Annotated in this window: 14 protein-coding genes; 6 read left to right on the top strand and 8 right to left on the bottom strand. The window is 41.2% G+C overall.

The features are described 5' to 3' along the window. Positions 1-8: 8 nt before the first annotated feature. A complete protein-coding gene (locus ITG12_RS06600; RefSeq protein ID WP_248873873.1) occupies positions 9-1,901 on the top strand; it encodes a DUF262 domain-containing protein in 1,893 nt (630 codons plus the stop codon). Between the two features lie 59 nt (positions 1,902-1,960). On the opposite strand, the gene ITG12_RS06595 is transcribed toward ITG12_RS06600, so the two are convergent. From ITG12_RS06595 to ITG12_RS06565, 7 genes are all read right to left on the bottom strand, one after another. Further along, positions 1,961-3,358, bottom strand: coding sequence for a class I SAM-dependent methyltransferase (locus tag ITG12_RS06595; protein ID WP_248873872.1), 1,398 nt, complete (start codon positions 3,356-3,358; stop codon positions 1,961-1,963). Next, the gene (gene dndE / locus ITG12_RS06590; RefSeq protein ID WP_248873871.1) at positions 3,358-3,708 is read right to left on the bottom strand and encodes a DNA sulfur modification protein DndE; all 351 of its coding nucleotides are present in this window, start codon (positions 3,706-3,708) and stop codon (positions 3,358-3,360) included. Before dndE ends, ITG12_RS06595 begins: the two co-directional genes overlap by 1 nt. Further along, positions 3,708-5,717, bottom strand: coding sequence for a DNA sulfur modification protein DndD (gene dndD, locus ITG12_RS06585; protein ID WP_248873870.1), 2,010 nt, complete (start codon positions 5,715-5,717; stop codon positions 3,708-3,710). Before dndD ends, dndE begins: the two co-directional genes overlap by 1 nt. An 8-nt stretch (positions 5,718-5,725) precedes the next feature. Beyond that, entirely contained in the window at positions 5,726-7,357 is a 1,632-nt protein-coding gene (locus ITG12_RS06580) for a DNA phosphorothioation system sulfurtransferase DndC (protein ID WP_005446512.1), read from the bottom strand. Beyond that, a complete protein-coding gene (dndB, locus tag ITG12_RS06575; RefSeq protein ID WP_104046517.1) occupies positions 7,354-8,433 on the bottom strand; it encodes a DNA sulfur modification protein DndB in 1,080 nt (359 codons plus the stop codon). Before dndB ends, ITG12_RS06580 begins: the two co-directional genes overlap by 4 nt. 197 nt (positions 8,434-8,630) lie before the next feature. Beyond that, positions 8,631-10,658: a DNA phosphorothioation-associated putative methyltransferase gene (locus ITG12_RS06570; RefSeq protein WP_248873869.1), complete on the bottom strand. Its 2,028-nt coding sequence runs from the start codon at positions 10,656-10,658 to the stop codon at positions 8,631-8,633. 27 nt (positions 10,659-10,685) lie between these two features. Next, on the bottom strand, positions 10,686-11,210 hold the full coding sequence (locus ITG12_RS06565; protein WP_248873868.1) for a hypothetical protein: 525 nt from the start codon (positions 11,208-11,210) through the stop codon (positions 10,686-10,688). Between the two features lie 154 nt (positions 11,211-11,364). Between ITG12_RS06565 and ITG12_RS06560 the strand changes: the two genes are divergently transcribed. The 4 genes from ITG12_RS06560 to ITG12_RS06545 all read left to right on the top strand — a co-directional run bounded on the left by ITG12_RS06560 (position 11,365) and on the right by ITG12_RS06545 (position 14,590). Further along, a complete protein-coding gene (locus ITG12_RS06560) occupies positions 11,365-12,210 on the top strand; it encodes a lytic transglycosylase domain-containing protein (protein WP_248873867.1) in 846 nt (281 codons plus the stop codon). 3 nt (positions 12,211-12,213) lie between these two features. Further along, positions 12,214-12,630 carry a DUF5991 domain-containing protein gene (locus ITG12_RS06555; protein ID WP_248873866.1) on the top strand — a complete coding sequence of 139 codons (417 nt, stop codon included), beginning with the start codon at positions 12,214-12,216 and terminating at the stop codon, positions 12,628-12,630. A 258-nt stretch (positions 12,631-12,888) separates the two neighbouring features. After that, positions 12,889-13,716, top strand: a complete 828-nt coding sequence (locus tag ITG12_RS06550; RefSeq protein ID WP_248873865.1) for a YeeE/YedE thiosulfate transporter family protein — start codon at positions 12,889-12,891, stop codon at positions 13,714-13,716. Between the two features lie 151 nt (positions 13,717-13,867). Further along, positions 13,868-14,590: a transglycosylase SLT domain-containing protein gene (locus tag ITG12_RS06545; RefSeq protein WP_063344621.1), complete on the top strand. Its 723-nt coding sequence runs from the start codon at positions 13,868-13,870 to the stop codon at positions 14,588-14,590. A 24-nt stretch (positions 14,591-14,614) separates the two neighbouring features. Here ITG12_RS06545 and ITG12_RS06540 read toward each other — a convergent pair whose 3' ends face one another. Beyond that, positions 14,615-15,406, bottom strand: coding sequence for a 2,3-dihydro-2,3-dihydroxybenzoate dehydrogenase (locus ITG12_RS06540; RefSeq protein ID WP_248873864.1), 792 nt, complete (start codon positions 15,404-15,406; stop codon positions 14,615-14,617). Positions 15,407-15,508: 102 nt separating this feature from the next. Here ITG12_RS06540 and ITG12_RS06535 point away from each other — a divergent pair, with 102 nt between their 5' ends. Continuing rightward, positions 15,509-16,606: a hypothetical protein gene (locus ITG12_RS06535; RefSeq protein ID WP_248873863.1), complete on the top strand. Its 1,098-nt coding sequence runs from the start codon at positions 15,509-15,511 to the stop codon at positions 16,604-16,606. Positions 16,607-16,735: the final 129 nt, after the last annotated feature.

The raw sequence follows: 16,735 nt of genomic DNA, 5'->3' as shown, positions 1-16,735 counted from the left end.
AGATAATAATGATGAAAAGTTTAAGCACACTATTAAGTTCGAGAACATATTTTATTCCAAAGAATCAAAGGGGTTATAGCTGGACTCCGAAAGAAATTGATGATTTATTAGGTGATGTTAGCTTGATGGGAAATAAATCCCACTATATGGGGACTATTATTTGTTCAAAGCAAGAGAGTTTCTTTGATGAAATAACTGGCGCTGCGAATATCAAGTTTATCTTAGAAGATGGGCAGCAACGTTTGACAACATTTTTGATTATTATTAATGAGATTAGGAAAAAATTTATAGATATAGATGGGGCTGAAAGCTTAGAGTCACAAGAACTGTCTAGACTTATCTCATTTAAAAATGATGGAAAAAGGCTGAGGGTAGAGAATGAGAATACTATTTTAGATAGTTTCTTTAAAAGTATTATAGGTGAGGGAGAAGTTATTATCCCTCAAGATAAAACTCCGTCAATGAGGCATTTGGAGAAGGCAGTTTCCCATCTTAGAGCATATCTTTCTTCTTATGAAAATAGAGAAGAGTTACTAAAGTTTAAAAATAAGGTTTGTAATCAGGTATTAATAATTGATGTTGATTTATCTGATGCTTTGGTAGATAGGTATTTAACATTTGATGCTATTAATTCCAGAGGATTACCACTGACTGAATTTGATAAAATTAAGAACTTTTGTATTTTAGTTTGCGAAAGAAGAGAACTAAATATAAAAGTTGAAGATGAGTGGTATAAATCAATCTCAAACTTAGAGAAGTATGGGGTTGGATCTAGAGGTCATGAAAACTCGTTCATCGCAGAGGCTTTTTCTCTTTATCACAATACATCCGCTTCTAATTCTGACGTACATGAAAAATTTGTTAAAGAGTATAGGTCTTTATTAGATGGTGAAAACAATAAGAAGATTTTGAAGTTGTCAGGGTTTATTAACTTATTGTCATCTTACTCTGTATCATTTGGTTTGGTTAATAGTAGTAAAAAGCAACTATATATAGGTGAATTATGTAATGAAGATGGCTTCAACTGGATGAATTCAATCGATCGTCTTGGCCTTTCGGGAATAACAAAAAGAGTATTGGCCACGGCTCACTATTCGTATGATTTTGAAGATTTTGCTTCTATAGCAAGGGCATGTGAAATTTACACCTTCAGAATGCATGCTTTATGGAGGTACAGAGTCGATAAGTGTAGCAAAGATATCATGGAGCTTTCACACAAGATCCTATGTGATAATTTCTCTTGCAAGGATGCCATTAAATATATTTCTACCATTTTGGTCGAAAATGCGAACTTAATTAGTTGTGTTTCTAAGCTATCCACTGGCGAAATTAATTATAATAACTGGAGTTATCTGTATTACTTCCTGTTTGAATATGAAAAATCAAAGTCAGCATATCCTACATTAGATTGGCAAACTAATGATAAAGCGAAACGAGACTCTATTGAACATATTTTGCCCCAAGTTTGTGAAACGTGGTGGATTGAACATTGGCCAAATCAATTACAAGCAGAGAAGTGGTCTCATAGAATCGGAAACCTGGTATTGACGAAGGGCAACTCAATTCTAGCAAGGAAAAGTATTCGAAAGAAACTGAAAGATGATTCTGCAGAATATTACTATTTACATGACTCAGCAACCAATTGCGAGAAGCTCATTGCTAATTTTACTGATGGTTCTAAATGGCAACATTCGGAAATTCTTTCTAGAGAAGTAGACATGATTAATTTTGCGCTCGAACGTTGGTCAATACCATGTATTCAGGACTCTGGAGTTATTAATCTTGATGGCGAATATAAAAAGTACTTACCAAATTGTAGCGATATAGAATATCAAATCGAGGATGGCATAAATCTGGAAGTTCAAACAGAACTTGATGTTTCAGATATTATAGTGGACTAGTTCTTTTTAGTAATCAGGTGTTAAAGTTACACCTGATTACTTATATTTATTTTCGATTTTCACTTTTTATATAAGAAATTTATGAAAGTATCATCATTTTTCAAACTACTTTCTGTATTCCAAATTTCTATCTTATCCATCTTGAATTCTTGTTCTAGTAGTTTAATTACTTCATCTGTTTCATGATAGTAAAAAGTCCTAGAGCCATTTTTAGAACTTCCGATTGTGTCTTTTTTTAGCTTTAAGGAAAAGTAAAGATAACCACTTGGTTTTAGCGCTTTGAACAGTTTTTGTATTGCATGTTTAAACTCTTCTTTGTCTAAATGTAACAGAGATGCACTAGCCCAGACGAGATCAAAAAGCTGTGGATAATTAATTGAAGAAAATACCTTTTGTTCACAAAAAGCAAATGGGTACTCATTACAGATATTGACCATATTAATGGATGCATCAAAAGAAGAAACCTTGAAACCATGCTTTATGAAATATTCGGTGTCTCTACCAGCACCACAACCTGCATCTAATATGTTTGAGCCATTTGCAACGTGCTTTCTGACTTTTTTATAGATGGCGCTCATATCAACTTTTTTAGTGATGTTATTATATGAGATACAATTATCATCATAATACTTTACATTTTTATTGTTAGCTACGTTGATATTTTCTTGGGTGTTTTTTTTGTTAATTATAAGTAGAAGTTTGTTGATTTCACTATTAATTGCTCCATTAATTTCTAGTGGAAAAACAACGTCGTCTAAATGGGTGTTCTGTTCGGAAATTTTACCCTCAAATGCAGATTTTACTATTCTATAATGAGCAGTTAGCTTTCCTAGGAGAATATGTAATGCAGGGTTATCAACGTGGCCACTTTGATTTTCTATGAGATCTGTTATCTTATCTGAAATATCAATTATATGGCTAAAGAGCTCACGATCGTGTAATGATAGTTTATCTGCCCCTGATTTTGGGGGACTAATCTTAATTTTATTTAAAATTCTTGATTTGTCGTTTTTTTGTTCCGGTTCAGTGAAAAAGTTAAGTGCTCTAAAATAATCACCATTTTTTTCATATTGTAGTTTTTCTTGGACGGCAAAGTACTTGTAAATAATTCTGGATTCTTCTAATAAAGAATTAATAGGACCATAAAATTTTTCTATTTTTTCCTTTGCTTTTAATATTTCCTCTTTGTTTTTTTCCCGCTCCAAAAGCAAAGATTGATGTTTATGATCTTTTGAATATTTTCTAATCGTAAAGAAAGCAACAAATAATGATATAACAACAGTAAATGTAGAAGTAACTGCAGTGATTTCGGCTATAGGCAAACCAAATAAACTATTGGCATTTGTTTTCTTATCGCAAGGCGGTACAACTATTTCTGTATAGTTTAGCTTTACTTGACTACTGTGCTCTATTTTATTTTCATTATTGAGAATAGGCTTAGCGTTGCAAACTTTCATTAGAGAATGGCCTTTGCGATTTTTGATAGATGCTTATGGTTCCTGATTGATGCAATCCCATCCTCAACATGTGCTGCCCAAGCTTGCTGGTATTCTTTACTATCAAGCTTTGGGTAGTACATCTTCAACATTAGCTCTGTTACATCACTAGTCTCACCAAGCCAAGTATATTTGTCTAACACAAGTGAACCGTCTAGCTTGGCTTCTTGACCTTGGTATCGAAAATCACTTTCTATTGAACGGAAGAAAGCAATACGTGCCGACACGTTTGGAGTGATACCAGTATAGCCCTTCAACTTTTTAAGCTGCTCTTCAGTAGTGCGAGTCAGATTCATACGATTAGGTAGCATTACACAGCCTCCTTAATTGTTTCTCTCCAGAAGTAACCTTCCTTCAAAGTTGAAGACTTAGTTGTACCATCAAAACAGATTTCGTAAGTACGAGCAATATCGTCTTGAATAAGGCTGGTGTAGTTTCTATCGATTTCTGTATCAGTAGATAGAATCACAACTTGGTGGCTGGCGGTAGGGAAGTAATTTTCGACCAGTTTGTCACGGTGGTGCGAGTCTAAGCGACCTAGTGGCGTATCAATAATAATTGGCAGTTTTCGACCCGATGTACGGCCTAGTGCTTCCAGAATCGAGATCGCGTAGATCTGTTTTTCACCAGCAGACATTGCTTTGCGATTGATCTTAATACCATGTTCGTCTACTAACTCAACATCAAACGATGATGGGTTAATTGAAGCGGATAGCTGCAAATCTTCTTTACGAGCCAGCTTCTTGTAAGACTGGACGAACTCATTCTCTAACTGGTTGACGCGAGCTTTAGTTAACTGTTCACCAAATTTCTCAAGCAATAAGATTGAGTTTTGGGCATTGCTAATACTCTGATCTTTATTGGATTGATCTTTATTCTTATCGTGTAGCTTCTGAATTTGACGAGCTGTCTCTAGTGCTTGGCGCAATTCGCGTTTTGCTTCTTCAAGCAAAGCATGGTATTCGATAATCAGCTTTTCTTTTTTCTTATCTAATGCGCGGACGTCTGCAAAAAGCTCTTGCACCTGCTCTTGCTCAGGAGCTCGTGCAATATTGTTTGAGGCGTTATCGATCTCTTCTTCTACGTTTTGAAGACGTACTCGTGCTTCATCGAAACGTGAAAAAGATTCTCGAGACAGATTAGAGAGTTGATAGTCAATAGTATTCGCTTGACGATCGGAGATATCCAAAAGCAGCTCGGCAGAATCAAACTCACCCACGTGTGCTTTAAAGCTATCAGCAATCGCACTTTGAGCCATCTCGGTATCAAAACTTGGGTACTTTGAACGCAGTGTTTCTAAGAATGAGTCCAGCTCATTGCCAAAGTTCTGTTTCTTCTTAATCTGTTGTTCTTGCTTGATCTGAGTTTGAAGGCGCTGCATTGTATTAGGTGCTAGTGCGAATGGAAGACTTGTCTCCATCTCCATGCGGATTTGCTTTTCAAGCTCGACTTTCTCTTTAAGCAAGCTATCTACTTTTTGTTGTTCATCTTCTCGAGTTTTAGCCCAAGCGCCGCCGTTTTGAGATAGCTTATTCTCTAGGCTAAGGATATCACGTGATACGAGCTCAATTTGTGCATCAACGATGTCAGCTTCACCACGAAGTTTCTCTGCATTGCGCTCGTGGCTGATACGTTGCTCATCAAGAGAATCCATTTCCTCTTTTAGCGATTGGCTTAGTGCACTAGAACCTTGTTTCTTCAAGAAGATATTTAAGTCACTCTTGAGCTTTGCGATAACATCTAAACCGAGTAGGCGACGCACTGCTGTTTTGAGTACGCTGCCTGACTCATCTTCCGCAAGCTCTGCGATTTTCTCGCCGTCGAAGAAGAAAAGGTCAGCGATACCTGTTGGGATCAATTCGTTGAGGAAACCCTGACACTGCTCGTAGTTGAGCTCTGGGATTTGGATGCCATCTTTCTCAAGACACAGGCTATCTTTCTTACCGCGTTTCCAGCCGCGAATCACTTTATAAGTGTTTTCTTCGCCGTTTTGGCTGTATTTAAACTCAAGCTCAATCGATGCGTTATCTTGAACTCCGCCATGGCCGACGCCTTTATGGATAAGTTCGGAAAGGGCATCAACGTACTCACCATTTGACAACACTTGGTTAAATGATTGACGGCCAAAAAGAGCGAGTCGTACAGCTGTCAGAATCGATGTTTTACCAGCACCGTTAAGGCCACCAAACAAAATAATTGGTCGTTCGGTTCCTTCAATAGGGCCATTTTTACTCAGACGAGCAGGAGCAGGGCGCAAGTCAATTTCATGTACGCCACGGAACACTCGAAAGTTGTTGAGAGTTAGTTTTGTAATTAACATTTCAGTATTTAAAACTCTTTTTGAAGCTGCTTATCTAGATCGGCAAGTTGTTCGTTATAGCGCTCGATCTCTTTTTGGTGGATATCAAACTCGGCTTTACTCTGTAATGAAGCATGCTTCTGTTTGATTTCTTCTAAGCTTCCCCAATCTCTTTTTAATAGCGATGCGATTTTATTTGAAATACCGCTACGACGGCTTAAACCTTCCATCGAGACTTCTAGCTCGATAAGCTTCATGATCATCTCTGGTTCAATATCAAAGTTGTCACAAAGCTCATGGATGAGTTGTGCGTCATCTTTACCAAAACTTGCGTTATCGTCATATACCCAATCAAGGTCGTAACCATAAACTTCTTTGAAAATAGTAGGTAGAGAGTCGTCCCAGTCTGGCTCATTTGGATCGTGAATCCACTCTTGGCGAATAGCATGAAGTTCAGGTACTGTGATCAGCTCGATCTCCCTTCCTTCAGCTTTAAACTTCTTATCCAGTTCAAGCAACTCGCGCAACCACTGACGGCGATACTTCAGCCAGTACGGGCCTGGAACGTGCTTGCGCTCTGTTGCGATGTCTTCGCCTTCTTTTGCGTATTGGTAGCTAACTTTACCTGTGCGACGTTTATGGTTTCGGTACTCTTCTTTGTTCGCAGGATCGGTTGTCATTGACAGCTTATTACGAAACTCAAGAAGAGGAGCCATCCACTGCTCACCATTCTGGATAAGACTTTCCATTGCACGGTCTTTCGTTACGACAGTACAGGTCCAGCAACCAAAGCGAGAGTTACCACAAGATGGTGTTGTCTCATCGATGACCATTGGGCATTCGCCTTGACCAGAAGAGTCTTTGTAGAGATTCCACAGCACAAGGTTTTTGCCGCCCCACGGATTTTCCCATTCAAGATCATACTCATCGATCCAAATGTTCTTAGGCCCGTACGGGGTTTGCTTAGTTTCTAGGTGGCAAAGGCGCAATAGCTTCCAAACATCGTCTACACCCCATGTATCGATAGGGGTAAAAATAAACGCATTTGCAAGTGTTGTGTGGCGGGCTAATCGTGAGCCGTCAATTTTGTGTTTCGCAATGACTTGCGCACGCGATGCACTTTCTTGGCTACGAGAGCCAAGTACTACAATCACTTCGTCAAATTGTGAGACTTTAGACTTGATAAAGTCGCTCACAGGATCAATTTTCATTCGTTCTGTACACCAACGGAAGGAGCGTGTTGGTGCCGGATAGCCTTTACCAAGCAAGTTTGCCCAAAACGTTTGATTGTCTTTAGGGACGACTTTATGGCAAGTGATAGGTAAGTTATCGCGCTTCGCGCCTTTCTCAATAGCAGCTAACGAGTCTTTGATGTGGTTAACAACAACAGGTGTTTCAACAAGTGTGTCTGAAGATACAACAAAAACCGGTTTCTGGCGGTCTTTTGGCTCTAAGCCAAGTAGTGCCAAGTAAACTAACGACATTACTGCTGATGAGTCTTTACCACCGCTGTAGCCAATTACCCATGGGCGTTTGTCTGCACAGTAGACACGCTGCACATCTGCAATGTAGTGGCTTAGTTTGTTATTTGCGAAGTCTTCTGCGTTGATAAAGTCTTCGTATTCGGCTAGGTCTTCTGCCAGTTTTAGCTCGTGTATCATGATAACTGCTTCTCTAGAGCTTTCTCTTCTGGGGTTAGTGGTAACCCAAGTTCAATTTTTAGTGCGTTGGCAGTAAGTTGAATGTTCTGTGTCGACTTACTTAGTTTGCCGTGGTTCATACTTCGTTTGATCCAGTCCGGATTGGTTTTTAACCAGTTAACTTTGTCCAACTGCTGAAGCTTTTCTTTCCATTGTTTTGGTTCTTGACACAGTAGGTGTTTCCCTAATACGCCTATAGCATGCAACCCAACTCCATGCGCATGTATATATTCTTGGCGAAGTTGTGCTGGGGATACTTCTTTATCAATGACTAGTTGCCAATCTTTGATGTGGCGAGTCACTTCTTCCCAAAATTCAGCAGCAAGTTGCTTTTCTTCTTTGCTAAAGCCGTCTTTAGGGCCTTTGCTCAAGAGTGCGCGAGTCGATTGTTTGATGCTACTCAAAGTAAATAGCTTGTTCGACTTAGGGCTGATATTGGATTTCTCCATTTCAGTTAAACCGATGAAAGGCTTAACCTTAGTTGCCAATTCGCGAGCAAGCTCGGAGCTTTCATCTCTATGGTCATACAGCGTACCCAGAGACGGGCTAGGTTTTACCGCGTATTTGTTTAGATCAGCAAACATCTGTTGGCTGCGTGTAAGTCCTTCATCAATGAAGAACAACACTGGGATATTGTCTTGACCTAAGTCCGGGTTTTCCCTTAAGGCTTCTTCGATTGCTTTACGGCGATGTTGTCCGTCATTGATCAAGATTTGTGCATCCATAGGAACTTTTAGAGTTCCTAAATTAGGAGCACCATCATGATCTTCAAATGATATATCGACACCTACAGATACAGTTAGCGCAGAAAAAACATAATCTTTTGGGTTATCAAGTAGGTACTTTACCATTTCAGGAATACGAGTTTTATTCAACGTTCGTTGAGCTCTTAGCTCAGGAGGAACATCGTCTTCGTTGTAACTGAAAATTTTAGGAATGATCCTAAGAGGACACGTCGCAATGTAAAACGGACGTCCTGCTTGAATACCTCTAACAGCAGGAAAGGAGTAGCAATAGCCTGAATCTTGATTTTGCATAGTTAGCTCTAAGGTTATGTTATTTGCCTATGACATAAAATATAGATGGTATGTCATTTTTTGACAAACTAATCTTGGAGTTTGTTATGTGTTGGTATTGTCTATGCGAATTATTACATAGGTATGCCAAAATAAGTGTGACATTTTACAAGGATGCAGGTTAGATTTCTATGGCAGGACAGGTTTTTTCTGTAGGTTTAGTTGGATGCTGTCGTGTTTACTGTAAACCCTCTGATTTCCTTATTATGTTTGTTTAAAAGTACCTCAAATTCTGCTCGAACCATCTGAGTCTCTTCAGTTGGTTCAAACTCCATTAACTTTCCTAATCGCTTATCAAAGCTCAGCTGCTTTTTGTAGTTCTCGTGTTCGGGTGGTATGTAAAGATGCTTATTGAGCAGTGGTGGCCTACGTTCTTCATTAACGTAGTCGAAGAAGTCTATATCTTGCTCTGCCATCTTGATTTTTATGCGCTCAACCAGAAATGGCACTGAGTGCTCGAAGTTGTCATAAGCAGTTAAGGTTAGCTTGCCTGACGTGATATGGATTTTGACTAAATCGACTTCTTCATCCAGTTCGCCATACATTTGTAAACCCGCACCTACGTATGTGCGCAGTAAGAGTGGCAAATCATCGATGTAGTCACAATGTAGGATAAGAGAATGCCCCTCATTCAATAAACTTGCAGGTAGTTGCTGGTGGGCCTTTTCACATTGTGTGTTGATTAAGTCTGTATCGGCTATCGCAAACAGTAACTCCGCTGCTAGGTTAAGGGCGGTTTTATAATCATTAAACAGAGCTTTGATATCGCGCTTGAGAGATTCTGGTTGCTGTGTGTAAGGCTTTCTCTTCTCAAACAGTCCCATCGCAAAGTAAAGCAACAGATCTTCTTTGCGGTGCTTTTCTGCTTTTTCGAACTCTTTGGTGTCGAACATTTCTTGCAACAGACCAAACACTTTTTTGTGCGAGCCGATAAGCGCTCTAATTTTGTCTGATTGCTCAAATTCTTCGTTAGCAGGTATACGACCAAGCGTTAAACATGTGTTCCAAAATGTGTCGAACAGCTCTTGGTTTTGGGTGATGAGGAGCTTGGCTTTGTCTTTTGCTTCGACAGGCTCAGGAGAGGTGAGTTGCTGCCATTTATGGTGGCGCTTGTATTTGCTTTGTAAGTAGTGCTGTTCTTCGAGTTTATCTTTGAAGATGTAAAAAATGCCGGGTGAAACGGTAATGGCATCCTCTTGCAAACTGCGTTCGATATAAGCCTTTATCTCTGACTGAGCGTAATACTTTTGAAAGGTATTACGGGAAGTAATCACACCATCTTTGTAGGGTTTGAACTGGGCAATGTAGCTTTCATTGGCAAGCATGACAGAAACAATGAGAAGCTTATCCGCCAGCTCCCAAGCGCCTAACAAAGCATCTAGACGTTCATCTTGGTCTTCAATTACGTTTAGAACAAAGCCAAGGTTGACGATGTCTGAACTCACTTTGTCGTTATCAGGCTGAAAGTTAGGATCCCAGCCAAGCGCATCTAGCCCATGCGCCTCCAGTTCTCGCAAGTCATCGCCACGTCCGCAGCCATAATCAAAAATGGAATGAGAGCCCTCTAGGTAGCCATGCTTTACCAGTGTTTTCATAGGTGCAGACAGTTCATGGCGAACGAGTGCCGTTTTGTGTCTATCAATTTCGGATTCTTCGGCTTGAGTGACAGCAGAGCTGCGGAACAAACGCCCGTCGACAAGTTCATAGCCATGACGCGCAATGAGATTTTCCCAAGAGCGCTTAAACCCAATCAGTCGGCTATTCTCATACAGCCCTGCATTTTCACCCTCTTGAGTGAGTGAGGTGAAATGCTCAAAGTACTCACTCTCTGGTAAAACCATGGTTTCTTTGCGATGAAGGATCGGTGGGTTGTCAGAATCCGAGTAGCTTGTGATTTTATGGCTTAACTTAGATAGGTCGACGTTTAAGCTCTGTCTTAGCGCAGGGTAGGAGTCGGTGTAGAATTCGGGGTAGTGAAGCAAAGATAGACGGAATTCTTTTTTAAACAGTTTCACTAGATTCCAGTGTTCGTCATCTAGGCTAACGGCTTTTGCTACCGCAGGTATGAATTGAGTGAGGACTGTTGGCAGGGCGCTAAAGGCATCTTTATGAAGGTAGATAGCATCCGGCAACTGTTTCCCTACTTTGATCTGCGCAATAAGCTCAGCAAACTGTTCTTCATTCATTCCATGTCCTCGATGATGTTTCCTCGATTATAAGTTATCGAATAAGGTCCGTGTGGCGGTGCCTTTTGCACTTTTCTTGTTTACGCGAACTCCATCACTGCGTTTTTCTCGAATCAGTGCATAGCGTGTGTTTTCAGGACCAACACTGATGTGAATAGGTCGGTCTTTTCCGTAGAAGTAGAGACGATCGAATTCGAGGTTCATGCAAACGTATTTTGCGACTTCATCCATTCGTTTCTCATAACCTTGTACATAGAAGTCACAGGCAGCGCCATCTCGCTTGCAAATTCGACTTCCTTTGCTGTTTAGCTCCATGGCAGCATGCTGATCTATATCTGGGCCCATGTCTCTTGGGCTGTTTCTCAACAAAAAGCGAAGAAGTTTATGGTTGGTAAAGCCGTAGGTGATAGTGAGCTCCCCAAGTTGGCTAAGCGGTTCTAATATGTGAGCTTGCAGCAACATCAGCTGTTCTTGAGAGGCGTTCGATGGTGCATTCTCGCCAACAAATGCGCGATGTTTTTGTCGATACCAATTGATCAGTGCGTCTTGCATCTTAGTTTTTATCTTAGGGTCAGTAAGGAAAGGTTACTGACTGACAAAATAGTTGCAGATTAGGTTGAAGTCGACTCTATTTTCCGTTTTCTGCGCCAAAGGTTTAGCGCATTTTTAGTAGTTTCACGTCATCAATCATTAGTGGAGGGTGACGATGAAACTTTCTCATTCTGTTGGCTTAAAGGGCATCAACAAAAAGGCTGATGTTAAGTTAGTGCAAGAGGCGCTCAATCGAGCAACGATAGGCCCATTGAGGTTGTTGTCGGTAGATGGGATATGTGGTGCAAACACACGGCAACGTATTTACTGGTTTCAAAAAGAGGCGCTGAAGTTTCGAAGGCCAGATTCTTTAATTGATGTGAAAGGTAAAACATGGAAAGCGTTGTCGCTGTTTCTTGTTAAACCAAAAGAGCAGGCGAAGAGTTTTGCTTCTTTATTCTCTACTTCACACAACCAAGTCGTTGAGAAAGCGGAGCCAAGCATTCAGCCCATTCAAACTATCGCTTGGGGCGCAAAGGTCTCACCAGAGTTTAAGCATAAGGTTTTGTTGGTTTGTAAGGAGTTGGATGTTCATCCTGACTTCTTAATGGCTTGTATGGCGTTTGAAACTGGCGAGACGTTTAGCCCGAAAATAAAGAACGCCGCAGGAAGTGGAGCAACGGGTCTTATTCAGTTTATGCCAGCAACAGCCAAAGGGCTTGGGACAACGACCGAAAAATTGGCCCAAATGACTGCTGTTAAACAGCTTGATTATGTTAAGAAGTACTTTTGGCCGTATCGAAAGCGTATTAATAAGTTGGAAGATGTGTATATGGCCATTCTTTACCCCGCAGCAATTGGTAAATCGACTTCTCATGCGTTGTTCAAAAGAGGCACCATTGCTTACAAGCAGAACTCAGGCTTTGATAAAGACAAAGATGGCAATATCACATTAAGTGAAATTTCGAGCAAAGTGACAAGTAAGTACCACAAGGGATTAAAAGCAGGGTATATAGGCTAGGATATGAACGGATTATTAAGCACGCTTTTATTGAGTTTTGCTGCATCGGCTTCGTTACCACCTTCTTGGGATGGCAATTACCGATGTGAGTTAAACTTAGGGGTGAATGCGGCAGGTCAGAATACATGGGCGGAATACGAATTGAGTATTTCGAAAGATTCTTGTTCTCTTGAGGCAAAAGGTTTCCAGTTGGATGAGTCGATTGTGTGTTCGACGAAAACTCAAGGCCATCGTTTAGATGTGCGGTTTAAATCCTATTCCAATGGGGAGCTAAGTAACCTGTTTGGTGTTCAAGTTTACAGGGTTAGGGAGACACTATTCTCGTTGGAGAAGGAACAAAAAGGATTCTTAACGCATTGGCTGTCGTATTGGCCTGGAGAACCCGCACCGAAGTCCACATCGTGTTTTGAAAAGAAGTAACAGTTCAGTATCCTCAAATCATTCTCTTGTCTTGGCGTTCAAATGCTCAAGCCATCAATTCGTGAGCTATGACGCCAATTTCCCTCTCTAAATGCGTTGATTGTCAAAACTGTGTCTATAGTTTTTATAATGTAATCATCAATTATTCTCCAATACGCCTCGAAAAAATGACTCAATACGGAGGGCGTTATATTGTTTTTTCTCTCTTTAATTTGTATTGCGATCTTAGGCTATTTAGCTCAAACCACTGGGTTATGCATGGTGAGAGGAGTTAAAGAAGCTTCATCTGGTAAGCCAATGTTTCTATTGGCCATCACACTGAGCGGTACTTTATGTTGGATGGCAGTAGGCTTTGCTTATTTTTTCGATGAAGGTCGTCACTTTACGGCATTTCAACCCACGCTTTACTCTGCTCTTGGCGGCTTCTTATTTGGTCTTGGGGCGGCATTCAATAGTGGATGTGGTGTTTCAACAGTAAGTCGCCTTGCTCGCGGCGAGTTGGTGATGGTCTCAACGATACTTGGATGGTTTATCGCTTGGGTGTTCTTTTCTAGTCTGCTTCCATTCAATGTGATTGGCCGAGAGATCTCTCTCCCTTATTTGTATCGATATACCGCTTTAATTGGCTTATCTATTTTGTTGGTTATGTTCGTTTGGAGGCTAGAACGAGAAGATAAAGTGTTGTGGGCATCGATGCTCGGAATTGGAGTAATGGCAGGATTAGTGTTTGTTTATGAGCCGCACTGGACACCGAGTGGGCTGCTTAAAGACATGAGTCTTTCTATTTGGCATCAAAATGAGATGAAGTGGCCTCAGTTTGAACGTTTTGCGTTAATGGCGGCATTAATCGGGGGCATGGTGATAGCAGCAATCGCGAAAAAATCTTTTGAATTTAGGCCTTCTGCAATTAAACATTACATGCGTCATTTGGCTGCTGGGATCTTGATGGGATTCGGTGCGGTGATGGCTGGTGGCGGTAATGATTCACAACTGTTGGTTGCATTACCTGCCCTTTCCCCCGCTGGATTTGTCGCAGTGTTGAGTATTATTGCCGGAATTTTTGTAGGGGTTAGGGCAGGGAAGTAGCATGCTATTGGTCGAATAAATGAGTGCTTTTCAAACAGTCTTATTTATAAACTTTCCATTTCTTATAAAGCTCGCTGATCTACCTCACATTTTTGTGCCTCATAACTGATACAGATATTAAAAGAGTGAGAAATGGATTACAGTTTGGGACATGTTTTCCAAATGTGGTTGTATCGTGAAAACGGTTTCTAAGCGATTGTATCAGCTATTAAAAATTGAAAAGCTTAAGCACAAAAAAGATAAGGTTTTTTCCTTTCAAAACAGGTTGATAGATAATAATTCGAAAAACCTGAACATTTTTTCACCTTCATCTTTATTCCTTAAAAAAAATGATGTTTCTTCAGCGTCTTTATCGGTTCCAACTACCGATGCCCTTGCTTGGGGAAATCGCGTCTCGGTAGAGTTCAAAATCAAGGTTAACGACATTTCTAAAGAGCTCAATATCGATCCTAATCATTTGATGGCTTGCATGGCATTTGAAACGGCTGAGACATTTAGCCCAAGTATTAAAAATGGATCGGGAAGCGGTGCGACAGGGTTAATTCAATTTATGCCTTCAACCGCAGAAGCTTTAGGAACAAGCACAAAGAAGTTGGCCAAAATGAGTGCTCTGGATCAGCTGGATTATGTCAAAGCGTACTTTATGCCATACCGAAATGACATGGCGTGTCTTGAGGATGTGTATATGGCGATCCTTTATCCTGCTGCAATTGGCCAACCGCCAACACATGTGCTTTTCAAGAAAGGCTCGATCGCTTATCGCCAAAACGCGGGGATTGACCGCAAGAACTCAGGCAAAATCACATTAGCTGATGTGTCCTATAAAGTGAGGCGCAAGTTAGAGAAGGGCATGCACCCCAAATTTTACGGTTAAACTTTCCGATATTTTGGCGGGGGATCAGAAGGTTGCTCCGCCATCCACTCTCAAATCATGCATAGTGATATGGCCAGATTTATCACTGAGCAAAAATTCAATCGCATTGGTGATGTCTTTGGTTTCGGCAATCTTGTTTAACGGAATGCCAATTCGATGCGACGCTAAGTTGCCTTGAACCGTTTCTCGCTCGCCATAAGATTCATTCCACATTTGCTCTTGCATTGGTGTTCTGGTTGAACCGGGGCTAACAATATTGCAGCGAATGCCATGCTCTGCCAGTTCTAATCCCAAACATTGTATCCACATGTGCAGGCCAGCTTTAGATGTGCAGTAGGCGGACATCTTCACGCGGGGTGTGTCTGCGGCATTTGATCCTACTGCGACAATCGCGCCTTTTCTGCCGTTTTCGACCAACATTTTTGCAAGCTGTTGGGTGAGTAGCATGGTGCCTTTTAAGTTGATATCTAGGGTTTTATTGAGCGCTTCGTACGGCAGTTCGAGAATAGAGGCGAGGTGTAATGTACCAGCACAAGTGATGATGAGCTCAGGGATGAGGTTATCCTGCTGAAGGCTCTGGCAGGCATTGAGGATCGCATGTGGATCGGATAGATCAAACGGAAGTAATGTGGTGCATTGTTGCTGGTTGGTCGACAAGTTTTGTTGTAGTTCATCCAATATTGCTTGAGTCACATCGCAAGCAATAACATGCGCCCCTTGGTCTAATAAGCTTTTAGTACATGCTAGGCCAATCCCTTGTCCGGCACCAGTGACCAAGCACAGTTTGCCGTAGAATTCTGAGCGGTTTTCACGCATCACCTTCTCCCTTTCGCGATACAAATATGAAATCTAAGTTGGATGGATGATAATGATTTTTGTTATCGTTGTCATGATATTAACAAGGAGGTATAGAATTCAATGAAAATATTAGGCTGGAAAATCAAGCCCTTGGTACTGGTTTTAGGGTTGGTTGGGATCTCAGGGTGTGAGTATTTACCGCACTTTGCAAAGGTCGATTTGCCGGAGCAAAAAATTGAACAAGTGGTTGAGCAAGCTAAGCCCGCTGATGCTGCAATTCTGAAGGCATTCGAGCAACACCATTTTGTTGGGATTGGCGATTACCATTGGAATGACGCTTTTTTACGATACGCAATGGAACTGGTTTCGACCGATGCTTTCTCTGACCAAGTCACCCATATTGTGATCGAATTTGGTAATGCGAAATATCAACCTGTATTGGATAAATATCTGGCAGGCGGTGAGGTCAGCGAATCACAGCTGAATGAGGTGCTACGTGGTTCGATTTACTTTATGGCTTGGATGCCAGATGCGTATATCAACTTCTTCAAGGCGATCAGAGCGCGTAATTTGTTGTTACCTGAAGGCAAAAAAATTCAGGTGCATCTCGCGGAAGCGCCCTTTGAATGGGATGGTGTCGCGGATGCAAAAGTTTGGAAACAAGCGGCGCAGAGTAAAACGGATTACTTTTACCAAATTGCTCAAGAGCGAATTGAGCACAATGAAAAAGCACTGTTGATTTTCGGGGCTTTCCATCTGGTGAATGCACCGAAGGACTATGTCGCGAAAACGCAAGCCAGCGCTTGGCCGCTTGCGACTCGATTAGAGCAAGCGTTTCCTGATAGTACGTATTTAATTTGGCCGATGACAGAGCCCGAAGTCGTGCAAACCTTCCACAATGTAAAATCGCCAGCGCTACTCGAAGTGACGAATAGTCCTATTGAGCCACTTCGATTCATCGATTTATTACCTAAAGCGCGCTATAAACTGGCGGCAATGGATAAGATGGATGCCCCAGTCGGGGAACTATTTGATGCGTTTCTGTACCTTGGTGAGAATGCGCGCTCCACCGTATTTCCACGTGAAGTGATGGCAGATCGTGAATGGGTGAATGAGATGCAAAGGCGTGTCGATTTGATCGGAGGCAAGATGCAAGATCGCTTCAACGAGATACGATCGCTGAGTGATGAGAAGTATGGTTTTTCTGATAACGGGTAATATGGCTAATAAGCATTTCTAAGTAAGAACTATCACAACAATCAATGGCTGACAGCATAAGGTGTCAGCCATTTTTTATGGGTCATTTTGAGGCTATTTTACTGATAAGACTAAAGAATTATTTGCGTT

The sequence above is a fragment of the Vibrio sp. ED002 genome, assembly GCF_023277445.1.
GTDB lineage: Bacteria > Pseudomonadota > Gammaproteobacteria > Enterobacterales > Vibrionaceae > Vibrio > Vibrio jasicida.
This window is presented reverse-complemented; position numbering and strand designations above follow the sequence as displayed.